General features: G+C 35.8%; 20 protein-coding genes and 1 tRNA gene. 13 read left to right on the forward strand and 8 right to left on the reverse strand.

Annotated elements, in window-relative coordinates; all coding sequences use genetic code 11:
- Positions 1–348: 348 nt before the first annotated feature.
- Entirely contained in the window at positions 349–558 is a 210-nt protein-coding gene (locus tag BLV99_RS06980; protein WP_004648869.1) for a cold-shock protein, read from the reverse strand.
- Between the two features lie 428 nt (positions 559–986).
- On the opposite strand from BLV99_RS06980, the gene BLV99_RS06985 reads away from it, so the two are divergent.
- The 6 genes from BLV99_RS06985 to BLV99_RS07010 all read left to right on the forward strand — a co-directional run bounded on the left by BLV99_RS06985 (position 987) and on the right by BLV99_RS07010 (position 6,182).
- Positions 987–1,063, forward strand: a tRNA-Met gene (locus tag BLV99_RS06985).
- Between the two features lie 156 nt (positions 1,064–1,219).
- A complete protein-coding gene (locus BLV99_RS06990) occupies positions 1,220–1,579 on the forward strand; it encodes a hypothetical protein (RefSeq protein WP_086185716.1) in 360 nt (119 codons plus the stop codon).
- A gap of 153 nt (positions 1,580–1,732) precedes the next feature.
- Positions 1,733–2,002: a hypothetical protein gene (locus BLV99_RS06995; protein ID WP_086185715.1), complete on the forward strand. Its 270-nt coding sequence runs from the start codon at positions 1,733–1,735 to the stop codon at positions 2,000–2,002.
- A 295-nt stretch (positions 2,003–2,297) separates the two neighbouring features.
- On the forward strand, positions 2,298–4,937 hold the full coding sequence (locus BLV99_RS07000; RefSeq protein ID WP_092689087.1) for a bifunctional aconitate hydratase 2/2-methylisocitrate dehydratase: 2,640 nt from the start codon (positions 2,298–2,300) through the stop codon (positions 4,935–4,937).
- Between the two features lie 70 nt (positions 4,938–5,007).
- Positions 5,008–5,703, forward strand: coding sequence for a hypothetical protein (locus BLV99_RS18315; RefSeq protein ID WP_171259160.1), 696 nt, complete (start codon positions 5,008–5,010; stop codon positions 5,701–5,703).
- Positions 5,704–5,966: 263 nt separating this feature from the next.
- Positions 5,967–6,182 (forward strand): hypothetical protein, encoded by a 216-nt coding sequence (locus BLV99_RS07010; protein ID WP_092689090.1) that lies wholly within the window; start codon positions 5,967–5,969, stop codon positions 6,180–6,182.
- A 325-nt stretch (positions 6,183–6,507) separates the two neighbouring features.
- On the opposite strand, the gene BLV99_RS07015 is transcribed toward BLV99_RS07010, so the two are convergent.
- Both BLV99_RS07015 and BLV99_RS07020 read right to left on the reverse strand, forming a co-directional pair.
- Positions 6,508–7,857, reverse strand: a complete 1,350-nt coding sequence (locus tag BLV99_RS07015; RefSeq protein ID WP_092689093.1) for an amino acid permease — start codon at positions 7,855–7,857, stop codon at positions 6,508–6,510.
- A 193-nt stretch (positions 7,858–8,050) separates the two neighbouring features.
- Positions 8,051–8,911, reverse strand: coding sequence for an alpha/beta hydrolase family protein (locus BLV99_RS07020; protein ID WP_092689096.1), 861 nt, complete (start codon positions 8,909–8,911; stop codon positions 8,051–8,053).
- Positions 8,912–9,034: 123 nt separating this feature from the next.
- On the opposite strand from BLV99_RS07020, the gene BLV99_RS07025 reads away from it, so the two are divergent.
- A complete protein-coding gene (locus BLV99_RS07025) occupies positions 9,035–9,493 on the forward strand; it encodes a hypothetical protein (protein WP_092689099.1) in 459 nt (152 codons plus the stop codon).
- A gap of 65 nt (positions 9,494–9,558) precedes the next feature.
- On the opposite strand, the gene BLV99_RS07030 is transcribed toward BLV99_RS07025, so the two are convergent.
- Positions 9,559–9,801 carry a hypothetical protein gene (locus BLV99_RS07030; protein WP_086184412.1) on the reverse strand — a complete coding sequence of 81 codons (243 nt, stop codon included), beginning with the start codon at positions 9,799–9,801 and terminating at the stop codon, positions 9,559–9,561.
- Between the two features lie 518 nt (positions 9,802–10,319).
- A complete protein-coding gene (brnQ, locus tag BLV99_RS07035; protein ID WP_092689102.1) occupies positions 10,320–11,612 on the reverse strand; it encodes a branched-chain amino acid transport system II carrier protein in 1,293 nt (430 codons plus the stop codon).
- A 348-nt stretch (positions 11,613–11,960) separates the two neighbouring features.
- Between brnQ and map the strand changes: the two genes are divergently transcribed.
- Positions 11,961–12,755 (forward strand): type I methionyl aminopeptidase, encoded by a 795-nt coding sequence (gene map, locus BLV99_RS07040; RefSeq protein WP_092689105.1) that lies wholly within the window; start codon positions 11,961–11,963, stop codon positions 12,753–12,755.
- 396 nt (positions 12,756–13,151) lie between these two features.
- Here map and BLV99_RS07045 read toward each other — a convergent pair whose 3' ends face one another.
- From BLV99_RS07045 to BLV99_RS07055, 3 genes are all read right to left on the reverse strand, one after another.
- Entirely contained in the window at positions 13,152–14,051 is a 900-nt protein-coding gene (locus BLV99_RS07045) for a LysR family transcriptional regulator (protein ID WP_092689108.1), read from the reverse strand.
- 353 nt (positions 14,052–14,404) lie between these two features.
- Positions 14,405–15,313 (reverse strand): alpha/beta fold hydrolase, encoded by a 909-nt coding sequence (locus tag BLV99_RS07050; RefSeq protein WP_092689111.1) that lies wholly within the window; start codon positions 15,311–15,313, stop codon positions 14,405–14,407.
- Positions 15,314–15,331: 18 nt separating this feature from the next.
- Positions 15,332–15,874 (reverse strand): PadR family transcriptional regulator, encoded by a 543-nt coding sequence (locus BLV99_RS07055; protein ID WP_086184407.1) that lies wholly within the window; start codon positions 15,872–15,874, stop codon positions 15,332–15,334.
- Between the two features lie 137 nt (positions 15,875–16,011).
- On the opposite strand from BLV99_RS07055, the gene BLV99_RS07060 reads away from it, so the two are divergent.
- The 5 genes from BLV99_RS07060 (at position 16,012) to BLV99_RS07080 (ending at position 21,790) form a co-directional block, all read left to right on the forward strand.
- A complete protein-coding gene (locus tag BLV99_RS07060; protein ID WP_092689115.1) occupies positions 16,012–18,036 on the forward strand; it encodes an oxidoreductase in 2,025 nt (674 codons plus the stop codon).
- Positions 18,037–18,110: 74 nt separating this feature from the next.
- Positions 18,111–18,521, forward strand: coding sequence for a nuclear transport factor 2 family protein (locus BLV99_RS07065; RefSeq protein WP_092689118.1), 411 nt, complete (start codon positions 18,111–18,113; stop codon positions 18,519–18,521).
- Between the two features lie 123 nt (positions 18,522–18,644).
- A complete protein-coding gene (locus tag BLV99_RS07070; protein WP_092689179.1) occupies positions 18,645–19,736 on the forward strand; it encodes a YheT family hydrolase in 1,092 nt (363 codons plus the stop codon).
- A 249-nt stretch (positions 19,737–19,985) separates the two neighbouring features.
- A complete protein-coding gene (locus BLV99_RS07075) occupies positions 19,986–20,216 on the forward strand; it encodes a hypothetical protein (protein WP_004648892.1) in 231 nt (76 codons plus the stop codon).
- A gap of 1,352 nt (positions 20,217–21,568) precedes the next feature.
- Entirely contained in the window at positions 21,569–21,790 is a 222-nt protein-coding gene (locus BLV99_RS07080; RefSeq protein WP_092689121.1) for a hypothetical protein, read from the forward strand.
- Positions 21,791–21,793: the final 3 nt, after the last annotated feature.

Below are 21,793 nucleotides of genomic sequence, written 5' to 3' on the forward strand. Positions count from 1 at the left end.
TCGGGTTCGAATAAGCCTGATGTTTGGATATTGGAAAATATTAGCGGAAAATAGTTTAAGGGGATCTGTAAATGGTCTTCTTGGGGCGATGCTAAATAAAAAAGAGTGATTTAGCTATAGGTTATATTTTAGCTCAGCAAATGTATCTAACTATTGGGTAGGTTTGAATGAGTTTAAAGGTGGGGCATATAAAAAAGTCAATGCAGAGGTCATCTAAGAAGATGGAAGCGTCAATTGGTTGAGTGATTGATGTTGATTGTAATATAAAACCCAGATGTGCAAAAACGAGAGCTAAGCTCTCGTTTTTTAATCTTAAACTACCTTACTGATGTAAGAATAGCTTTAAAATTATAGTGCTACGATGTTTACAGCATTCGGGCCTTTTTGACCTTGAGTGATGCTGAATTCAACTTGTTGACCTTCAGTCAAAGTTTTGAAGCCAGAGTTAGCGATTTCGCTGAAATGAGCAAAAACGTCAGGGCCGTTTTCTTGTTGAATAAAACCGAAACCTTTAGTTTCGTTGAACCACTTAACAGTACCTTTAACAGTATTAGACATAATACAATCCTATAAACTTTAATATTTTTTGGTTTACTAAAAAACCGATGTTAACTTGAAAATAAGAATGGAACTTTAAATCTGAAAAAAACGAAGGATTATGACTAAAACTGCGAAATAAGAGAAGATTTACCAGAACAAACTTTTTTCTAGTTGACGAGCATAATATACCTATAAATAAGAATATGCAACTTAATTTATAACTTTTTTTGTTTTTTATGCTTAATATTTTAAATTTATTATTTAAATATTAAAAATCAATAATTTATTTTGGTGTTCTCATTGTCTTAACTGAAGTAGAAGGTCGGTGAGTTGAAGTCAACAGATTAAGAAATGGGTCGTGAGTTAGAAATACAGTTTAAATTTCAATTAAAGTTGAATAAAGTTTGCTTTGTTAATGTTTAGGGCGTATAAAGGCACTTCGTTGATGCGGGATGGAGCAGTCTGGTAGCTCGTCGGGCTCATAACCCGAAGGTCGTTGGTTCAAATCCAGCTCCCGCTACCAACGAAAGAATATCAAGTTTATAGCCTAATCTACACAGATTAGGCTTTTTTTATGCCTATATTTTAAGCTTAAACTGGCGTTTTTTCTTATATAAAGGCTGAGTGATTTCGTATTTTTATGAACTTTGATTATGATATGAAGAATAGGAGAATGTTCATGAATAAATTATTCACTTTAATTGTATTGGTTGCTTTGGTTGGATGTGCTGAAAAAAAGCCATTAACACTTGAAGAGCAGTGGAAAGGGTATTGTACGAGTGTTGGTAATGCTGCAAATACAATTATGTTTGACCGTCAAAATGCAATTGAAAAGAAAGCTGCATTAGAACATGCGGATAAAATTGAAGATGCAACTACAAAAACATTTATCTTAGATATTATTGAACAAGTTTATGCATTTCCACTTGCTGAAATTGATAAGAATCCAGAAGAAAGCCGCAATCAATTTAAGCAAAAAATTACAGAAAAATGTATTGCGACACCGCATGACAAACTACCTAATTACAAGCCGTTCTAAAGAACGGTTTTTTTTATCTGATTAGCATTGAGTGGCTTAAAATAGCCTAAGTAAATTAAGAATAAATTGTCACATTTCAATTAATCATAAATATAGAAAAGCATATCTGAATAGTGAATAATAAAATAAATAACGAAAAATAAGGAGTAATCAATGGACGTTGTGGGGTATCTACATCATGCAGACTTGCTCTTAGAAGATGAACAAGGCGTTGCCATTATTAGCGGAAATCACTATGTGCTTAGTTTAGGCGATAAAGTTTATATTCAACATATAATTGATCAAGAAACGAAGCTTTATCAAGTTCATATTTCATTTGCCAGTACAGAGCATGCTATGCTGCATGAAGATGAAATTCAGATTAAATTTGAAGGTTGTCGTGAGAGTTTGCGTGAATATATTCACGCAACGACAGTACACTAAGGTTGAATGTTTTTCTTTTTAGAAAAAGGGCAACATTAGGTTGCCTTTTTTCTGTATAAATTCTAGTCAAAAGTTAATTGCTGCCCTATTAAAGGTGTAAATTAGAGTTAAATCGGTCGTGAATTAATCAAAAAAGGCATCATTTAGCTACAAAATAATGAGCATCACGAAGAAACACCGCTACTGCATTAACTTTTAACTAGATTTTTAGTAAAATTTAGTTGTCCATATTACTTGTGACGCTCGAAAGAAGCTGGAATTCATAAGTAATTTTTTAAAAAAGAGGAATAACACCGTGCTAGAAGCTTACCGCCAACACGTTGAAGAACGTGCCGCACTCGGAGTCCCACCGAAGCCACTTGATGATGCTCAAACAGCTGACTTGGTTGAACTATTAAAAAATCCACCAGCTGGTGAAGAGGCGTTTTTAGTTGATTTGCTAGAAAATCGTGTTCCTGCAGGTGTTGACCAAGCTGCTTATGTTAAAGCTGCTTTCTTGGCTGCTTTGGCAAAAGGTGACGCAACTTCTCCTTTAATTTCTAAAGAACGTGCGGTTTACTTACTAGGTACTATGCTTGGTGGTTATAACGTAGCACCTTTAGTTACATTACTTGATGATGCTGAACTTTCTGAATTAGCTGCTGAAGCGTTGAAAAAAACACTTTTAGTATTTGATGCGTTCCATGACGTAGCAGATAAAGCTAAAGCGGGCAATGTAAATGCTCAGGCAGTTATGCAATCTTGGGCTGATGCTGAATGGTTCACAAACCGCGCAGACGTTCCAGAAGAAATTAAACTGACTGTATTCAAAGTTACTGGCGAAACGAATACGGATGATTTGTCTCCTGCTCAAGACGCTTGGAGCCGTCCAGACATCCCGTTGCATGCAAATGCAATGTTGAAAAACGTACGTGATGGGATTAACCCAGAAGTTCCTGGTGAAGTTGGTCCACTCAACCAAATTAAAGAACTTATCGCGAAAGGCAACCAAGTTGCTTACGTAGGTGATGTTGTTGGTACGGGTTCAAGCCGTAAATCTGCAACAAACTCTGTACTTTGGTTCTTTGGTGATGACATTGCTCACATCCCGAACAAAAAAGACGGTGGTTACTGCTTAGGTTCTAAAATCGCTCCAATTTTCTTCAACACTATGGAAGATGCTGGTGCGTTACCGATTGAGATTGATGTTGCTAACATGAACATGGGCGATGAAATCGTTCTTAAGATTGATCATGCTGCTGCAAAAGTAACTGCATTCAAAGCTGGCGAACAAATCGCTGAATCTGAATTGAAAACGCCTGTTCTTCTTGACGAAGTTCGTGCGGGTGGTCGTATCAACTTAATCGTTGGTCGTGGCTTAACCACTAAAGCACGTGAAGCTTTAGGTCTTCCAGTGTCTACATTGTTCCGTGTTCCTGTACAACCTGCTGCTACTGGCAAAGGCTTTACTCAAGCACAGAAAATGGTTGGTCGCGCTTGTGGTCTTCCTGAGGGGCAAGGCGTACTTCCAGGTACTTACTGTGAACCTAAGATGACCACTGTTGGTTCGCAAGATACAACAGGTCCTATGACTCGTGACGAATTGAAAGACTTGGCTTGCCTAGGTTTCTCTGCTGACCTCGTTATGCAATCTTTCTGTCATACAGCTGCTTATCCAAAACCAATTGACGTTCAAATGCAACACACGCTTCCTGATTTCATCATGAACCGTGGTGGTGTATCTTTACGTCCAGGTGATGGTATTATTCACTCTTGGTTAAACCGTATGTTAATGCCTGATACCGTTGGTACTGGCGGTGACTCACATACACGTTTCCCAATTGGTATTTCTTTCCCAGCGGGTTCTGGTCTTGTAGCATTCGCTGCAGCTACTGGTGTTATGCCATTAGATATGCCTGAATCTGTACTTGTTAAGTTCAAAGGTAAAATGCAGCCTGGTATCACTCTACGTGACCTTGTACATGCAATTCCTTACTACGCGATTCAAGCGGGTGACTTAACTGTAGAGAAGAAAGGTAAGAAAAACATCTTCTCTGGTCGTATCCTTGAGATCGACTTAACAGAAATGGAAACTGACTTAACTGTTGAGCAAGCATTCGAACTTTCTGATGCTTCTGCTGAGCGTTCTGCTGCGGGTTGTTCTATCACACTTTCTGAAGAGAAAGTTGCTGAATACCTTCGTTCGAACATCACGATGCTTAAGTGGATGATCTCTGAAGGTTATGGCGATGCGCGTACTATGGCACGTCGTGTAGAGAACATGGAAAAATGGTTAGCAAATCCATCACTTCTTAAAGCTGATGCTGATGCTGAATACACTAAAGTGTATGAAATTGATCTTGCTGACATTAAAGAACCAGTTCTTTGCTGCCCGAACGATCCAGATGACGCTAAACTTCTTTCTGACGTTCAAGGCGTTAAAATTGACGAAGTATTCGTTGGTTCTTGTATGACAAATATCGGTCACTTCCGTGCGACTGGTAAATTGTTAGAAAAAGTTCCAGGCGGTGTATTGTCAACTCGTTTGTGGATTGCTCCACCGACGCGTATGGACGAACGTCAATTAATGGAAGAAGGTTTCTATAACATTTATGGTAAAGCTGGCGCGCGTACTGAAATGCCAGGTTGTTCATTATGTATGGGTAACCAAGCACGTGTAGCTCCGAACACAACTTGTGTTTCGACTTCTACGCGTAACTTCCCGAACCGTCTAGGTCAAGGTGCTAACGTTTACTTAGCTTCTGCTGAACTTGCATCTGTTGCTGCTGTACTTGGTAAACTACCAACGCCAGAAGAATACCAACAATATGCAGCTCAAATTGACAGCATGTCTTCTGACATCTATCAATACTTAAGCTTCGACAAAATGGGCGACTATACTGACGCTGCTAAAGATGTTGATACGAAGAAAATTGCTGCTGCTCAGTTAACTTAATTGATTGAAAATTAAGTAATAAGCGGTATAAGATGAGGGCTGATTAATCAGCCCTTATTTTTTATCTAAAATGCAGAAATTAATTACAGTTTTAAAAAAATTATCAGAAGAATTCAGTCTCGAAAGTTATGAATGGGGAGTTCCTAGCAATTGTCCAATAGAAATTCCAACTTTGGATGATTCTAATTTTGAACAAAATATCTATTTAAAAGAAAATTTGAAAAATGTTTTAATGCTAACGGACACTCTTGATCATTTTTATTGGATTATTCAGCAGTGGGGAGGTATCGGGTCATTTAAAAAAAACGATGTGAATGATGCCAAAATTATAAAATTTTTGACGGAACTTGAAAAAAAGACCCTAACTAAAGTTTCTTTTGAGCGTATTTCGTCATTTTCTAAAGTTGCTTCTTTTTTGAATCCAAATGATTACGTTATTTATGATTCAAGAGTTATTTACGCGTTGAACTGGCTTCTGTTTAATTATGCGCCTCAGGTAGATTTATTTGTGCAGCCACAAGGTCGTAATAGTGAGTTAGTTAAATATGACATGCAGACTATTTTTAGGCTAAGTGGTAAGAAACATATTTTTCGCAGTCACAAAAATGCATATCATGAATATTGTGATTTGATGAAGATGCTTTCAATTGAGGTATATGGAGTAGGAAGTCAGCCATATTTGTTGGAAATGTTATTATTTGATATTGCGCCTAATGCCATTTTGAAAGATATAGAAAAGAGAGTTTCAGTAAAAATTAATTTATAATCAATTGGTTGATTATTTTTTAGTTGATGTTGGTTTTGTTGCATAAATATTCTGTAAGTTGCTAGTTTTATAGATATGAATAGTTTTATCTTGAAAATTAACCTAATAAATCAATTTTTTATAAGGTAAAGGCCTTTATATAGTGTAATCAATGCTATTAAGTTTTTAGTATAAGTGTAAAGTAAATAGCTTTACTTTACACTTATCTAAATTAATCGTTTAATCCACACATTAAAAAATGATTTAAAAGTTGACGTAACGAAATGGCAAAGCAAAGACGATTTTTATGTATCGGTGGATTTCTAAACGGTACAGCTATTAAAGACCAAGGTGATAGTTTTGAGTGTGTTGAGAAGTCTAAAACAGTGACTTATCGAAAACTTGAAATTTTTCATCCAGATTTGTGGGATGATTATTACTATGTTTGTGAAACAACGACAGACAAACAAGCTAAAAATTGGGTCTATGATATCGAATAGATGCAGTTTTTTATTGAGTAAATATATTTTTAAAAACTATTATTAATGCGATTGGAATTCAAATGACCATCGCATTTTTGAGTTAATTATTCATTTAAGATCATTGCATCTAGAAAAGGGTTGGCGTTGTCGTGAACCTATTTTTTTCATGTCTGTTGTAAAAAAGCAGACAATAAAAAACCCCATGGTTAGGGGTTAGTCGTATATAAGTCAAGCTTATATACTGTAAGAGGCTCATCTCAAACTGAGTGTATTAAAACACAAATTCAGATTTTTTTCAGCAAACAATTCTAAACATCTTCAATTAATATCAAATCCGCAGCATTTACTTTTTCTTTATTTTCAACCAATACGCCAGACTTAAACATGTAATCCAAACAGGAATTAGCATTACTGCAATACGCATATCTGGTGTCATCCACATAATCACTAAAATACATAGCATGAAAATCACACAAATATAATTAGTCAGCGGGTAAGCAATACTGGGAAATATACTCACTTTTTTAAGCTGAAGCATACGCTGCTTAAATTTAAGATGCGTTAGTGAGAGTACCATCCAATTAATCACAATAGCTGAAACAACTAGGCTCATGAGTAACTTAAAGGCTTTTTCAGGGAACATGTAGTTTAAAATGACACAAATTAAAGTGACCAAAGCAGAGGTTAAAATAGCAGTGTAGGGAATACCACGTTGATTAATTTTGCTTAAAAATTTCGGTGCATTGCCTTGTTCAGATAAACCCAACAACATACGGCTCGTACCATAACTGGTGCCGTTATAAACTGAAATTGCTGCGGTTAAAACCACAAAATTAAGAATAGTTGCGACAGATTGGCTGCCTAAAGAATCGAAAATTAAAACAAAAGGACTACCACCTTCTGCAATTTGGTTCCAAGGATATAAAGACAATAAAATAAAAATGGTACAGATATAAAATAATAAAACCCGATATACGATTTGGTTGACTGCTTTAGGGATTGTTTTGGTTGGATATTTGGCTTCAGCTGCGGTAATGCCGACCAATTCAATGCCACCAAAGGAAAACATAATAATTGCCATGGCCATGACTAAACCAGAAATTCCATGCGGGAAAAAGCCACCGAGTGCCCAAAGATTAGATACAGATGCGGTTTCACCTGCATGACCACTTGCCAATAAGTATGCACCAAAGCCAATCATGCCAATAATGGCTAAAATTTTAATCATGGAAAATAGAAATTCCATTTCACCAAAAACTTTGACATGCATTAAATTAATCATATTAATTAAAATAAAAAAGCCCAGTGCAGAGACCCAAGTCGGAATTTCAGGCCACCAATATTGCACGTACAAGCCAATAGCACTCAGTTCAGCCATACAAACTAAAACATTGAGTACCCAATAATTCCAGCCCGACATAAAGCCTGCAAATGGATTCCAGTATTTATAAGCAAAAAAACTGAATGATCCACTGACAGGTTCCTCTACCACCATTTCACCGAGTTGGCGCATCATAAAAAATGCGATTAAACCTGCAATAGCATAACCAAGAATGACTGCTGGACCTGCAAGTTGAATGGTTTGGGAAATTCCGAGGAAAAGACCGGTTCCAATTGAACCGCCAAGAGCAATCAATTGAATGTGACGATTACTTAAACCATGCTTGAGTTGGCTTTGTTTGTGCGAAGACATAAATGATCCATTTATGTGGTATAGGGGAGTGAAAAAACAGCGGGGCTGAAAATAGTTGACTAATATAATAAATATTTATCAATTAACAAAATTAAATTTATGAATTGGGGCTTTTATGCTGAAAAAAATGCGGATAGTTGTAATAAAAAAGCCATCTTCCAAAGAAAGGTGGCTTTTGTTGGAGCTGTTTAGACTAAATATGCAGTTGCTTTTCGATGGTTGACCATAAGTTCTGATGTGATTTTTTAAACATCAGCATATGACCAATTGCTTTATGGTCGTAGCTTTTAGGCTTTAACTCGATCATTTGTGTATTTGCATTTGGGTACAAACGTAGTAAATCTTTCACGTTTGTAGCAGTTGCAATTTCATCATCTGAAGACCAAAGCACGGTAATCGGGCAATCAATTTTAGCGTGATAATCTTCAAATACTGTTTTGCCAATTGCATTTATGACATAACCGGGTTTGCTGCAAAATTGAGCCCACTGCTTAGCCACATCTTTGGGTAGGTTTTCACCCATGCCAATCGCTTGAGTTGGCCCATAGCCTTTGGTTATGCGTGCTAATGGGAAAATAACATTAAACATAAGCGGGGCTAAAAGCTTGGTTTTGCCTTTTAAGCCTTTCACATGTCCTGTGGAGCCAGAAACAGCAATAACTTTAGCAACTTTTTGATAATTTGGAACAATACCTAAAAGCTGACCGCCCGCACTATGACCCAGTAAAATAACCTGATCGGTTTGGGTTTTACATAACAAACTATCTATTGCGGCAGGAATATCAAGCTGCCCCCAATTAACAATACTGGCTTCAGACTTGTTTAAAGGACCATGTAGGGAGCGACCAATACCACGGAAGTCAAAGCTCAAAACATCATAGCCTTGTGTGCTTAGCCACTCCGCAAAAGCTTGATAGAAATGCTGCGTGATTCCAGTTGCAGGACAAACTAAAATGGGGTGATTTTTTTTATGAGAAGTTTGCTTTGCATAAAACCGACCACTGAGGGAATATCCATCTTTACAGCTGATTTCTAATGTTTCAAATGTACTCATATTTAGAACATACGTTAAATTTAACTTAGGACTACTGTAGCGAAGTTCTAAAAAGAAACTTGCATAAAGAATGACTTTAAAGTCAGAATAGCGTTCTAAAAATAAGGATATAAAGCAATAAATATGGAAAATTTAACTCAATCTGTTTCGCTCGCAATTATATTTAGCGGTGTTTTTCTTTGGGTGGGGATGCTCACTGGGGTGTGGAAATATTATCAAATACGTCACTCCGAACAAGCTCGTGCACATTATTATGTCGATATTGCACATAGAAGTAGCTTACTTTATGCACCAGCCAGTTTGATTATTGCGGTTTTAGCCTATTTTTCAGTATGGTCTGAAGGGGTTAATTTAATTTTTGTGTTGATCAATCTTTTCTTTTTTAGTTTTTCAATTTTAAGTTATGTGTTGCATGGTTGGTTGAAGGATACCAGTAATCAATTTAAAGTTCCGCATCAAATGGGACGTTGGCAGTTACCCAAATGGATGCTTACCAGTGCGATGATTGCTTTGGTTGTAGGGGAGTTGGGCGCGACAGCAGGGTTGTTACTTGGGGCAATCTTGGGTTTGAGTGTATTTTAATTTTAGTTATAAATGTATCAATGATTATTTTTCTTTTTTAAGATGGGTGAAAGTTCACCCATCCTCTATTCTTTAGAATTATTTTGTTTCTGCTGACGATACTTCTGATCGGCTACAGCCCAAATATAAAAGGCAATTGAGACAATAAAAGCATACATAAAGAATTCAGGTTTTAAATTGCCTTGAATTAAACCATGCATAATGAGTGTCAGCATTAGAGCAACGGTGGTACTCAAATAGGTGACCATATTCTTATTTGCTTTTAGAGCGTTAATGAAGACTTCCTTATTGAAATGTAATGATAACATCTCCACCCCTCCTGTCATTTTGACATAAACCCTATTGTTTTAGTCAGATTGGTTTCTATTGTTTTACTTGTTATTTACAACTATTTCAATAGCAAATGTCATTATTTTGTAATAAAACTATGCTATGCAGGTAAAATCATATGCTAATTTTATTAAAAATGTAAATACCAAGTATTTATTGAATAAATATAGGTCTACTCTTTTAGTGTAGCAAGCGTTGGATTACTGGCAATATTCAACAATAGTCGAAGAATAAATAGGCAATATTGATGCCAACAAATAGAATAATTTGATTTGAGCGTGACTACAGATAGATATGAATGTGTATCTGTGTTGAGGAGAAAAGATAGGTCTTTTAAGACAGTCATATGTGTATAGCATACGAAATAGAGTGGTTTAACCAAAAAATGTCTGAGAATGTAAACAATAAAACGCTGTTTGGGTAAAACATGGTGTTTTATTGATCACGACTAAAATCAGGTTTGGGTAAAACTTGATTTTAATGACATTGGTTTTGGTTATTTTTTAACTTTATCAATCACGATAGCAATAATCAGCACAATAGAGGATGGAATCAGCCATGCTAAATTTTGTGCATTTAAAGGTAAATGCTGAACAAATTCAGGTAAATAAGCTTCGAAACCTGCGACCTTAATGCCATCAAGAATACCGAATAAAAATGCAATTGCTGTGACTGGTGCAACAACATGAGTTGGTCGATTGAAAAATTTCCAAAAGAAACTTAGTAAAATAACCACAATTGCTGGTGGGTAAATTGCACTTAACACAGGTACAGACACGGCTATAAGTTTGGTTAAACCCAAGTTTGAAATAATGAAAGAGAAGCCAATTAAAACAAAAACTAAAATTTTATAAGGAATTTTAGTGAGTTCTGAGAAGTATTCTGCACAGGCACAGGTTAAACCAATGGCTGTTACCATACAGGCAAGGAAAATCATACCGGTTAAGAAAAGAGAACCGACATCGCCAAAAGCATGTTGTACATATGCATGCAGGATCACTGCACCATTTGCTGCATTTGGAGCGACTTCATGGCTTCCTAAACCGAGTTTGAACAGACTTAAATAAACTAAGGTTAAACCGACACCTGAAATTAAACTTGCGATCACTGCATATTTGGTCACCAGTTTTTTATCTGTTACGCCACGTGAATGAATCGCGTGAATAATGACAATACCAAAGACCAATGCGCCTAAAGTGTCCATGGTTAAATAACCATTCACAAAGCCTTCAGAAACAGGAGCCGTCACATAGTTGTTAATTGCTGGTGGAATGAATCCAGCAGGAATTGCAAATGCGGCTATACCTAATACAGCTAAAGAAATAATCTTTAACGGTGCAAGGAAATGACCCACGGTATCTAACAGTTTATTTGGATATAAAGATACAACAGTCACAATTGCAAAATAAATTGCACTGTAAATGAGCAAGCTGCTACTTGATGTACCAAAATAAGAAGAAAAACCGATTTCATATGAAACCGTTGCTGTACGTGGAGTCGCAAATAAAGGACCAACGGCTAAGTAACACGAGATCGTTAAAACCAGACTTGCGATTTTACCTAAAGGAGAACTTAAGTTTTGAATAGATCCTTCTACTCGTGATAGCGCCATAATGGTGATAACAGGTAGACCAACAGCAGTGATTAAAAAACCAAATGCGGCCAACCATACATGTTCACCGGCTTGTTGAGCCACAATAGGTGGAAAGATAATATTGCCTGCACCAATAAAAAGTGCAAAGGTCATAAAACCTAAGGCAATAATATCTCTTGTACGGAGATTTGTCATGAAAAGGAGATGGATTGACTAAAAGGGGTGATTTTAGAGGATACGAAAGTTTTTTGGTAATTTATTTTATGCTAGGTATGAATTTTATTTATATGAAAATTAATGTAGCTGAACAAATGGCTAAATTTAGGTTGATTTATCATGTTGATTATTGAATAAAAAAATAAAAATATTCTTTGTTTTTAAGAAATTACCGCGCTTTATTTTCTTTGCAACAGCATTTTAAATGTTTGTAAATTAGGCATTAAAAAGCTGAAAAATCTAAGTTTAAGTGCTTTATATACAGGGATTAAACAAAAAAATACGAAAAGGTCTATAATCAAAAGCCTTATATATGAGGATGAGACAATGAAGGCTTCCGCTATTACCATTAAAACTGAGCAAGATATCGAAAAACTCCGTATTTCCGGGCGTTTAGCAGCTCAGGTTTTGGAAATGATAGGGGAGTATGTCAAGCCCGGTGTAAGTACAGAATACCTAGATGATATTTGTAATGATTTTATTGTGAATACACTCAAAGTGATTCCAGCAAACGTTGGTTATTATGGCTATACCAAAACCACCTGCATTTCTCCGAATGAAGTTGTTTGTCATGGTATTCCATCTGCAACAACTATTTTACAAGATGGCGATATTATTAATATTGATGTTGCAATTATTAAAGATGGTTATTTTGGTGATACCAGTCGTATGTATTACGTAGGTACAGTTAAACCAGAGGCCAAAAAATTAGTTGAAACAACGTATGAAGCCATGGTTGCAGGAATCCATGCGGTTAAACCAGATGCAACTTTAGGTGACATTGGTTTTGCTATTCAATCTGTGGCGCATCGTGAAGGGTATAGCATTGTCCGTGAATATTGTGGTCACGGTATTGGTCAGGTTTATCATGAGCAACCCAATGTTTTGCATTATGGTCAAGCCAGTCAAGGTCTGAAGCTTAAAAAAGGCATGGTCTTTACCATTGAACCCATGATTAATGCAGGGAAACCCAATGTTAAAGAATTAAAAGATGGCTGGACTGTTGTGACAGCAGATCGTTCTTTAACTGCACAATGGGAACATATGGTTGTTGTTACCGATACTGGTTTTGAACTTTTATCCCCTTGGCCAGAAGGTACAGGTTCATATCCAGAAATTTAAAATCCAGTGCTTTAGCATGGGAAGTAAGAAATTAATTTTTTTATACTTTAGTATAGTATTGTCTACTTTATACACTTATAAAGTTATTTAAACGATTAGTTTTCAATATAAAATATTGTTTTGTTTAGGTATTTTTTATTTTTAATAGAAGTTTAATATTTTTTAACTATTAGTTTTGATTGTATTTTATTTGTATTATGCGCACAGAGATTCTAGCTGTAGTTTCTTGTTTTTAGTTTATAAGCTTACCCACATCGGGTAAGCTTTTTTTTGTTAATTTTTACTGATTTCTTTTCTTTGTGTATCTAATGAGTGGGGTGTTGTGGTTTGAAGTGTAATGGCTAAAGTTGATCTATCATTTCAAATCTTGAGCCATTACGGTTTTTATTTAGTCATTTATTGTTTACTGAGTTGTGCAACGAGGTAGTCAATAAAGACACGAACAGCAGGGAGTAGTCCACGACGTGATGGATAAACAGCATGTAAAATGCCATGCGGAGCTTTCCAATTTGGCAGTACGCGGACTAACTCACCACTTTGTACGTAGTCTTGTACGATGGTATCAGGTAGTAGCGCAATCCCACAATTTTGTCTGGCCAATTGGGCGAGCATCATTAAGTCAGAGCCCATGACAATTGGGTTAACCTTGATTTTTTTCTGATGATTATTTTCATCGTGTACCACAATGTGCTGATCTAAATGTTCATCAGCCATACTCAGAATTTGATGTTGGCTCAAATCTTCAGGTTGTTTCAAATCACCAAATTCATTCAGATAAGCTTGGCTAGCAAATAAATGTTGTTCAATGTTTTCAAATTTGCGCAATATTAAACTTGGGTCATCATCTAAATTTGAACGTACACGTAAGGCAACATCAATGCCTTCATTGATGATATCGACACGGCGATTGCTGACAATAAGTTGGATTCTAATTTCAGGATATGTTTTTAGAAATTGAGGTAAAATTTTCGCAATTTCATTTTGTGCGATAGATACAGGTAAACTGACTTTAATCACGCCACGAGGTTGGGTACTTAAATGATCCACTAAATCATGCGCAGCTTGAGCGGCATTCATCATCACTTGCGCGTGGCGATAAATATTCATGCCAATTTCAGTCACGGCAAAATGGCGTGAACTGCGCTGAATTAATCGAACGCCCAAATGCTCTTCAAGATTATAAACTCGACGACTTAATTTTGATTTTGGAATATCTGTTGCGCGTTCAGCCGCACTAAATCCTCCATGTTCAACCACCAATGCAAAGCAATAAAAATCATCAAGATCAGACAGCATTTAAAAATTCCATTTATGCAACAATATTGAAGATTAAAGGTTTATCGTTGCACTTTGTCAATTTTATATTTGTTTAATTTTTCAGGTTTGTACTGTTTATAATCAATAAATTTTATTGTTTAAACATGCGTATATATTTTATTTTTGCAATCCGTACAGCCTGTATTAGATGTTAAAAAATTTGTATCACTATTCAGACAATAAAGCTTATTTTTCAGCATACCGCTTAGATTTAAAAAATTGAATAGCAGTTGATGGGACTCAACTGGCTTTGTTAAAGCTAAAAAAGCAACTTGGATTGTTTTAGAAGGGGTGAAAACTATCCGTTTAATGATCTAATTTACATTAAAACTTTATGCCGAATTTTTGAGAAACTGAGCAATTTCATGAGCAAATTTGATCGGTTCACTGATGAGTGGTGTATGCCCAGACTTTTTAAAGATCACTTGTTTTGAGTTTTTCACACTATTGGCAATGATTTTTTGCCCTGTTGATGGGTAAAGCCTCGATTTTTCTCCAATGAAAAAAGTGCTCGGGCAAGAGAGCTGTGTAATGGCATGACGATAGTCTTCATTATGATGTAAATAATTATTTACATACCATGCCAAATAATCCAAACGCTGAATAGGTAAAATAAGGGGCTGCAATTTAGCTTGCTTCAAGGCCAGTTGAAACAGTAAAGGGGTAACCTTATTGCTGGATTGGAGCTGAATAAATACCAGCCAAAGTTCTAATAAGTGTTGTCGAGCTGCTGGATTTAGCTCGGATAGTAGACGTGCAGGTGCATTAAATGCAAGTAAGTCTGATATTTCAGTCAGTAGCTTTTTAAATTCAGGTTGTTGGCGGCTCAATAAGCCATACTGCCACGTGGCATCAACAGAAATTTTCGGTGTTTGATCGATATGTAAATAGCGGTTTAATTGTTCATTTAAATGACCGTATTGCATACCATGCATTGCCGTGGTTGCGCCCATAGAATAAGCAATCACGGAAAATTTATCGAACTGAAGTTGTTCCGTTAAACTGTTGATGTCACGCCAATGGCTGGAAATAGCATCTAGTTCCGGAATAGCACAATGGTGAGAGCCACCAAAACCACGCCAATCTGGAATAATGAATTTATTGTTTCTTGCTTGGGGATAGAGGAAAGGCAGCCATTGCCAGCTTTGCATGCCTAAACCCGATAAAACTAAAACAGGCTTGCCTTGACCAAATTCACGAACAAAAAGTTGTTCACCATCAGGCATGCGATAATGTGGCATGGTTATGTCCTTATTTTGTTATTTTTCATCAAATACTTTTAACTGGGGAATGATGGTTTCCAACCAGCTAATCCAACCCATTTCTAAATCAATTCCAAGTTGTAGAATCATTTTATGAATAAACTGGGTTCGATCTTGATCATGACGATTGGCAAAATCTTTTGCAAAAATAGTTTGGTAAATTTTTAGGTTTTCTCGGTGCAAAATTAGATGGCGTTCTAATTCAGGAAGGACACTATTGCCTCCCAATTGTGCTTCAGCACGTAGACGCACCATTAACTCTTCACGTAATTGCGCTGGAGGACTCTGTTTGACCATCCAATCGGCCAATTCAGCACGTCCTAATTGTTCAACCTGATAAGTTTTTTTACGACTATTTGTATTGTGTTCTTCAATGGTTGAAATCCAGTTTTTTTGTTGCATACCATTGAGTTCACGGTAAATTTGCTGATGTGTTGCATTCCAAAAGAAACCCATAGAACGGTCAAAGCGACGTGCTAAATCAATTCCAGTACTTGGTTTTTCAATTAAGCTCGTTAATAAAACATGGGCTAAAGACATAAACGACTCAGTCAGTAAAAAATTACCAGATCATTATGCAACATGTTGCATAAAAATCAAATCTAGAATATAACTTATGCAACAAGTTGCATTAAATACATTATTAGCTAGCTTACAAAGCACGCCAAGGAGATCATATGTCTAATTACCCTCATCTGTTAGCACCTTTAGATTTAGGCTTTACCACACTCAAAAACCGTGTATTGATGGGATCTATGCACGTGGGATTAGAAGAAGCACCGGGTGGTTATGATCGAATGGCTGCTTTTTATGCTGAACGTGCTCAAGGTGGTGTGGGGCTTATTGTCACTGGGGGAATTGCACCGAATGATGCAGGTCTGACATTTGCAGGCGGGGCTAAATTAGACAGCCGTGAAGAAGCTGATAAACACCAAGTGATTACTCAGGCAGTACATGCTGCTGGCGGTAAGATTGCATTACAAATTTTACATACTGGGCGTTATTCTTATCAGCCTGAATTGGTTGCACCTTCTGCTATTCAAGCGCCTATTAATCCGAGTAAACCACATGCTTTAACATCAGCCGAAGTTAATCAAACCATTGTAGACTTTGCGAACTGTGCCAAATTGGCTCAATACGCAGGTTACGATGGCGTGGAAATTATGGGTTCAGAAGGCTATCTTATTAATGAATTTATTGCAGCCCGTACCAACCATCGTGATGATGAGTGGGGCGGTAGCTATGAAAACAGGATTCGTTTCCCGATTGAAATTGTGAAACGTACTCGTGAAGAAGTAGGCGAAAACTTCATTATTATTTATCGTTTATCTATGCTGGATTTGGTTGAAGGCGGTTCAACTTTAGATGAAGTGGTACAACTTGCTAAAGAAATTGAAAAAGCGGGTGCAACCATTATCAACACAGGTGTAGGTTGGCATGAAGCACGAATTCCGACCATTGCCACTAAAGTACCGCGTGCTGCGTTTACCTGGGTAACCGAAAAACTTAAAGGTTTGGTTAACGTGCCACTGATTACATCAAATCGAATTAATACGCCTGAAATGGCAGAGCATGTATTGGCTTCTGGTCATGCTGATATGATTTCTATGGCACGTCCAATGCTTGCGGATGCATTCTTTGTTCAAAAAGCTGAACAAGGGCGTAGTGATGAAATTAATACCTGTATTGGTTGTAACCAAGCGTGTTTAGATCATATTTTCTCAATGAAAATTGCAACCTGTTTAGTCAATCCACGTGCTTGTTATGAAACAGAACTCATTTTTAAAGAATCTGCTGTGGCTAAAAATATCGCCGTGATTGGCGCAGGCCCAGCAGGTCTAAGCTTTGCAACGTATGCAGCAGATCGTGGACATAATGTCACGCTTTATGAAGCTTCCAATCAAATTGGTGGGCAGTTCAATATTGCTAAAACCATTCCAGGTAAAGAAGAATTTTATGAAACCTTACGTTATTTCCAACGTAAAATTGAATTACAACCGAATATTAAATTAGTACTCAATCATAAAGCGACATATGAAGCATTAAGTCAGTCTGATTTTGATGACATTGTGGTTGCAACGGGTGTTACACCGCGTGATTTAGACATAGATGGCATTGATCATCCGAAAGTACTGACTTATATCGAAGTACTCAAAGAACGTAAGCCTGTTGGTCAACGTGTTGCCATTATTGGTGCTGGCGGTATTGGTTTTGATACAGCTGAGTATCTTAGTCATGAAGGTGAGAGTGCGAGTCTGAATCCTGAGAAGTTTTATAATGAATGGGGCATTGATACCAGCTATGAAAATGTCGGTGGTCTAAAATCAGCAGAATTAGAAAAGTCGAATCGTGAGATTTACTTGCTACAGCGTAAAGCAAGTTCTGTTGGTGCGGGCTTGGGTAAAACGACAGGTTGGATTCACCGTACAGGTTTAAAACATCGTGATGTGAAAATGGTTTCAGGCGCGAGTTATGAAAAAATTGATGATCAAGGTTTACATATTTTAGTGAATGGTCAGCCTACAGTGCTTGAAGTTGATCATGTGGTGATTTGTGCAGGACAAGAGCCATTTACGGCGATGTTTGATCAACTTAAAGCCGATGGGAAAAATGTTCATTTAATAGGTGGCGCTAAAGAAGCCGGTGAACTCGATGCAAAACGTGCTATTCGCCAAGGTGCAGATTTAGCCGCGGTCATTTAACGAAGTAGAGAGGGGGAAATAGAAATATTTCCTCTATTTTTTATGTTGTAAAAATAATGGAAAAGGACTTGAAAATGTCAGTACAACAAACACAAGCATCAATAAAGCGTTGGCATGAAATGCTAGATACAAAAGATATGTCAATTTTGAATGAATTATTGGCTGAAGATGTAGTTTTTCGTTCACCCGTTGCATTTAATCCTTATCCAGGAAAACAAGTGGTTTTCTTTATTTTGACCAATGTAATTCAAGTTTTTGAAAACTTTACATATCACCGTGAATTTTATACAGAAGATGGTTTAAGTGTAGTCCTTGAGTTTTCTGCCAATGTGGGTGAAAAGAAACTAAAGGGGATTGATATGATTCGTTTTAATGAAAATGGTCAAATTGTTGATTTTGAAGTGATGATTCGTCCGAAAAGTGGTTTAGACGCACTTGCAGTTCAAATGGGACAGCGTATGGCTGCCTTTATGCCAAAGGCATAATAGCCTAAGCCTAAGTGTGGTTATCTATAAATGAGTGCTTGCTGTTATTTAAACTGAACTTACGTTTTAAATTCAGTCATGACAGGCAAGCATTTTAATTTGCTCAATGAAGGTTTAGAAACAATGTGGTCGGTGCTTAAAAGAATTAATCAATTGACGCAAACATGGCTTGATCAAGTGACAGGGGCAGAAGTGCCAACGCTGTATTATGATCCAAATGGTCAGGTTAAACAGTTATTAGATGAGCTACCTCAACTGAAACAAAAGTATCGACCAACACCGTGGTTATCGAACAAACATGCGCATTTGCTGTATTTTGATTTAATTAAGAAACAGACTATTCATTTAAAATACGATGCAATTGAACAATTACACATGCCTGACGGTGGTGTCACCGCAATCGCATGGCATGGTTTACATTTACCTGATACCACACCCACCATTGTATTAATGCATACCATAACGGGTTCACCAGAAAGTATGCGTGAATTGGTGCGTGATTTACATGCATATACAGGTTGGCGTATCGCATTATGTTTGCGCCGTGGGCATGCTAATTTACCGATGCCTGTACCTAAAATGTCTATTTTTGGCTCAACGGATGATTTGCGTGAGCAAATTACGCATATTCAAAATAAATTTCCAAATTCAACTTTATATGCAGTCGGTTCTTCTGCTGGAACAGGTTTATTGGTTCGCTATTTGGGTGAAGAAGGTCAGAAAACACCATTTAAAGCTGCTTTTGCATTATGTCCAGGTTATGACACAGAGCTTGGATTTAAAAATGTACATCCTTTTTATACCAAGGTGATGACTAAGAAATTGTTTAAGGCTTTTATTTATCCTTATGCAGAGACATGGAAATACACAGTATCATTAGAGCGAGTTTTGGCGACAAAAAGCTTACAAGAATTTCAATCTCACTATTTTGAACTAGCAGGCTATAATAGTTTTGAGGCTTATAATCAAGCCACAAATCCAATTTTTGTCTTTGAAAATATTAAAATTCCTCTAATGATTTTAAATGCCGAAGATGACCCAGTTTGTGATATTCGTAATTTTGAACCTTATAAAGAAATGATTCAAAAAATGCCCAATATGATGGTGGTGACCACGAAAAAGGGCAGTCATTGCGGTTTTTATGAAGGTTTAAATACACAATCATGGTCAGCACGATTGATATCAGATTACTTAATGACACAACATCAAGTATGAGTGACTTAGAGTCACTTTTAATCTGTAGGTTTGAAATATTTTGATGCAAATAATATTAGTAAGACTGATAAGTAATGGGTGATTAAATTTGTATTTCTGTTATACTTACCTCAACAATAAAAATGACATGAAAATGTTATCTTTTAAAATTGATATATAAGTCTTATCTCGTTTGAATTGTCAAAATTAAAGTTGTTATTTCGAAATGCCAATGGTGGTATTTCTATATGTGTTTGAAATTTGGTGTAAATGTTGAATAATATTGAAAATTTAGTAGCAAAATCTGTAAATGGTAGTGAAATTGTTGTCTCGTTGGTGCCTTTAAAAAAAATGCAAAGTACTCGCGATGGGTTTAAATGGGTTGAAGTAGGAAAGAAAGTCTTGCTTCAGTCTGGTGTTGAAATTGATTTGAATCTTGATGGTCGTAGCTTCTATACAGGTGTTAATGAAATGTTTCGATTCACCTCACGTGTGAATTAAACAGTAAATAGTCACTGATCTAAAAACCGTCTTTAAGGCGGTTTTTTTATTACTCATATTACTATTGGTATAAAATATCAATAGGAATAAATCATATTTTTACAGGACTTTAGTATACAAATATTTCTTTATATTGGTGCAATAATGGGCGTAGCAACGTTTTGGCTCCAGTTGTAAGCAATTTGAATTCGTAGAATTTTTTCTTAGCCATAAATTAATTTTTACATATTTGTATATTTATAACTGTTTTTTGTCACTTTTTGTCATTTATTGGTAATCAATATCTAGGTATAAATAATGTTCCACTTTAAGAAAAGTGAGTGGTCGATGAAAACTTTAGAATTATTAATAACTTCGTCATCTGCACTTATGATTATGTTTGTAATTTACGCATTTGGGCAAATGTTTAACTAAACAGTAATAAGTTGAATAAAAAAGTGCCTTAAGGTGCTTTTTTTTATTTGTTTCATCTAAAACCAGAGCATGATTAAGTCATTGTAAGGTATTTTTGGTTCAGGTTCGCCTAGCAAGTTGATGTGGATATGTACTTCACTTTTGATCCTGAATAATAACCTTATTTGATACTATCCATAGTTATTGTGATTTTAGTATAATTAATTGATTTTTATGGTATATCTTAAATATAAGCAGCTATCTTATACCCTTTATATTTCAACTATAATAAATAAATCGAGCAAAGCTATCTTCTGACTGAGCTTTTATTTTATAGCAATTCTGTTGCATATCAAGTTTTAAGATTATGATTCAATTAAAATTTATAATTTTCTTAGATGTTATTCTTGATGACTTAAATTCAATTCATGAATATTTTTTTCAAATATCATATAGAATTTATTTTAGTATTCCATGTTATGTGTTTTAAAACTTGAATTTTCAATCATAAATTATAACTTTATTTTTAAATAATGGTTAAAAAAATATATACGCTTAAGAATTGTATAGAATAATTTTATTAAAAATATTTAAATTTTTAAAAATAATGTTTAATTGTATTGTTTTTTTTAATATTATATTTTGATACATCCTGATTGTTTTTATTAATTCGACTTAGGTATATGCTAATAATGTCATTAATAATTGGACTGATATTGCTATAAATTAAAATATTGAATAGGAATAGAATCATGTCTAAATCACAGTCTCAAAATCAAACAGATTCTCATCAAAGGAATCAACCGATAAAACAGCCTCATCATTTACCACAGCAAGACCATAGGCATAATGAACAGCGATCATCTGAGAAGCAATCACAGGTGCAGAAATAAAAAATTGTATTCAAAACTTAAGTTTTAAGGGGGCTCAGGTCCCTTTAAATAGTTAAGGAGGCAATGATGCACATCAGACCAGTTAAAGCCTATAAGATGAATGAAGACTTTAAAACTTTACCCAAGTTCATGTACATGGGTGAATATGATGACGATAGTCATTTAATTAATGTATATGATTCATCAAAGGAAAAATTAACAAAAATTATAGGGACTTATCAATGGATATCGAATTCTACTGGTGAGATTTTTTTTATAGAAGAGGATTATCCTTATCTAGCAAATTAATAA

This window comes from Acinetobacter kyonggiensis (assembly GCF_900107285.1).
Lineage (GTDB): Bacteria > Pseudomonadota > Gammaproteobacteria > Pseudomonadales > Moraxellaceae > Acinetobacter > Acinetobacter kyonggiensis.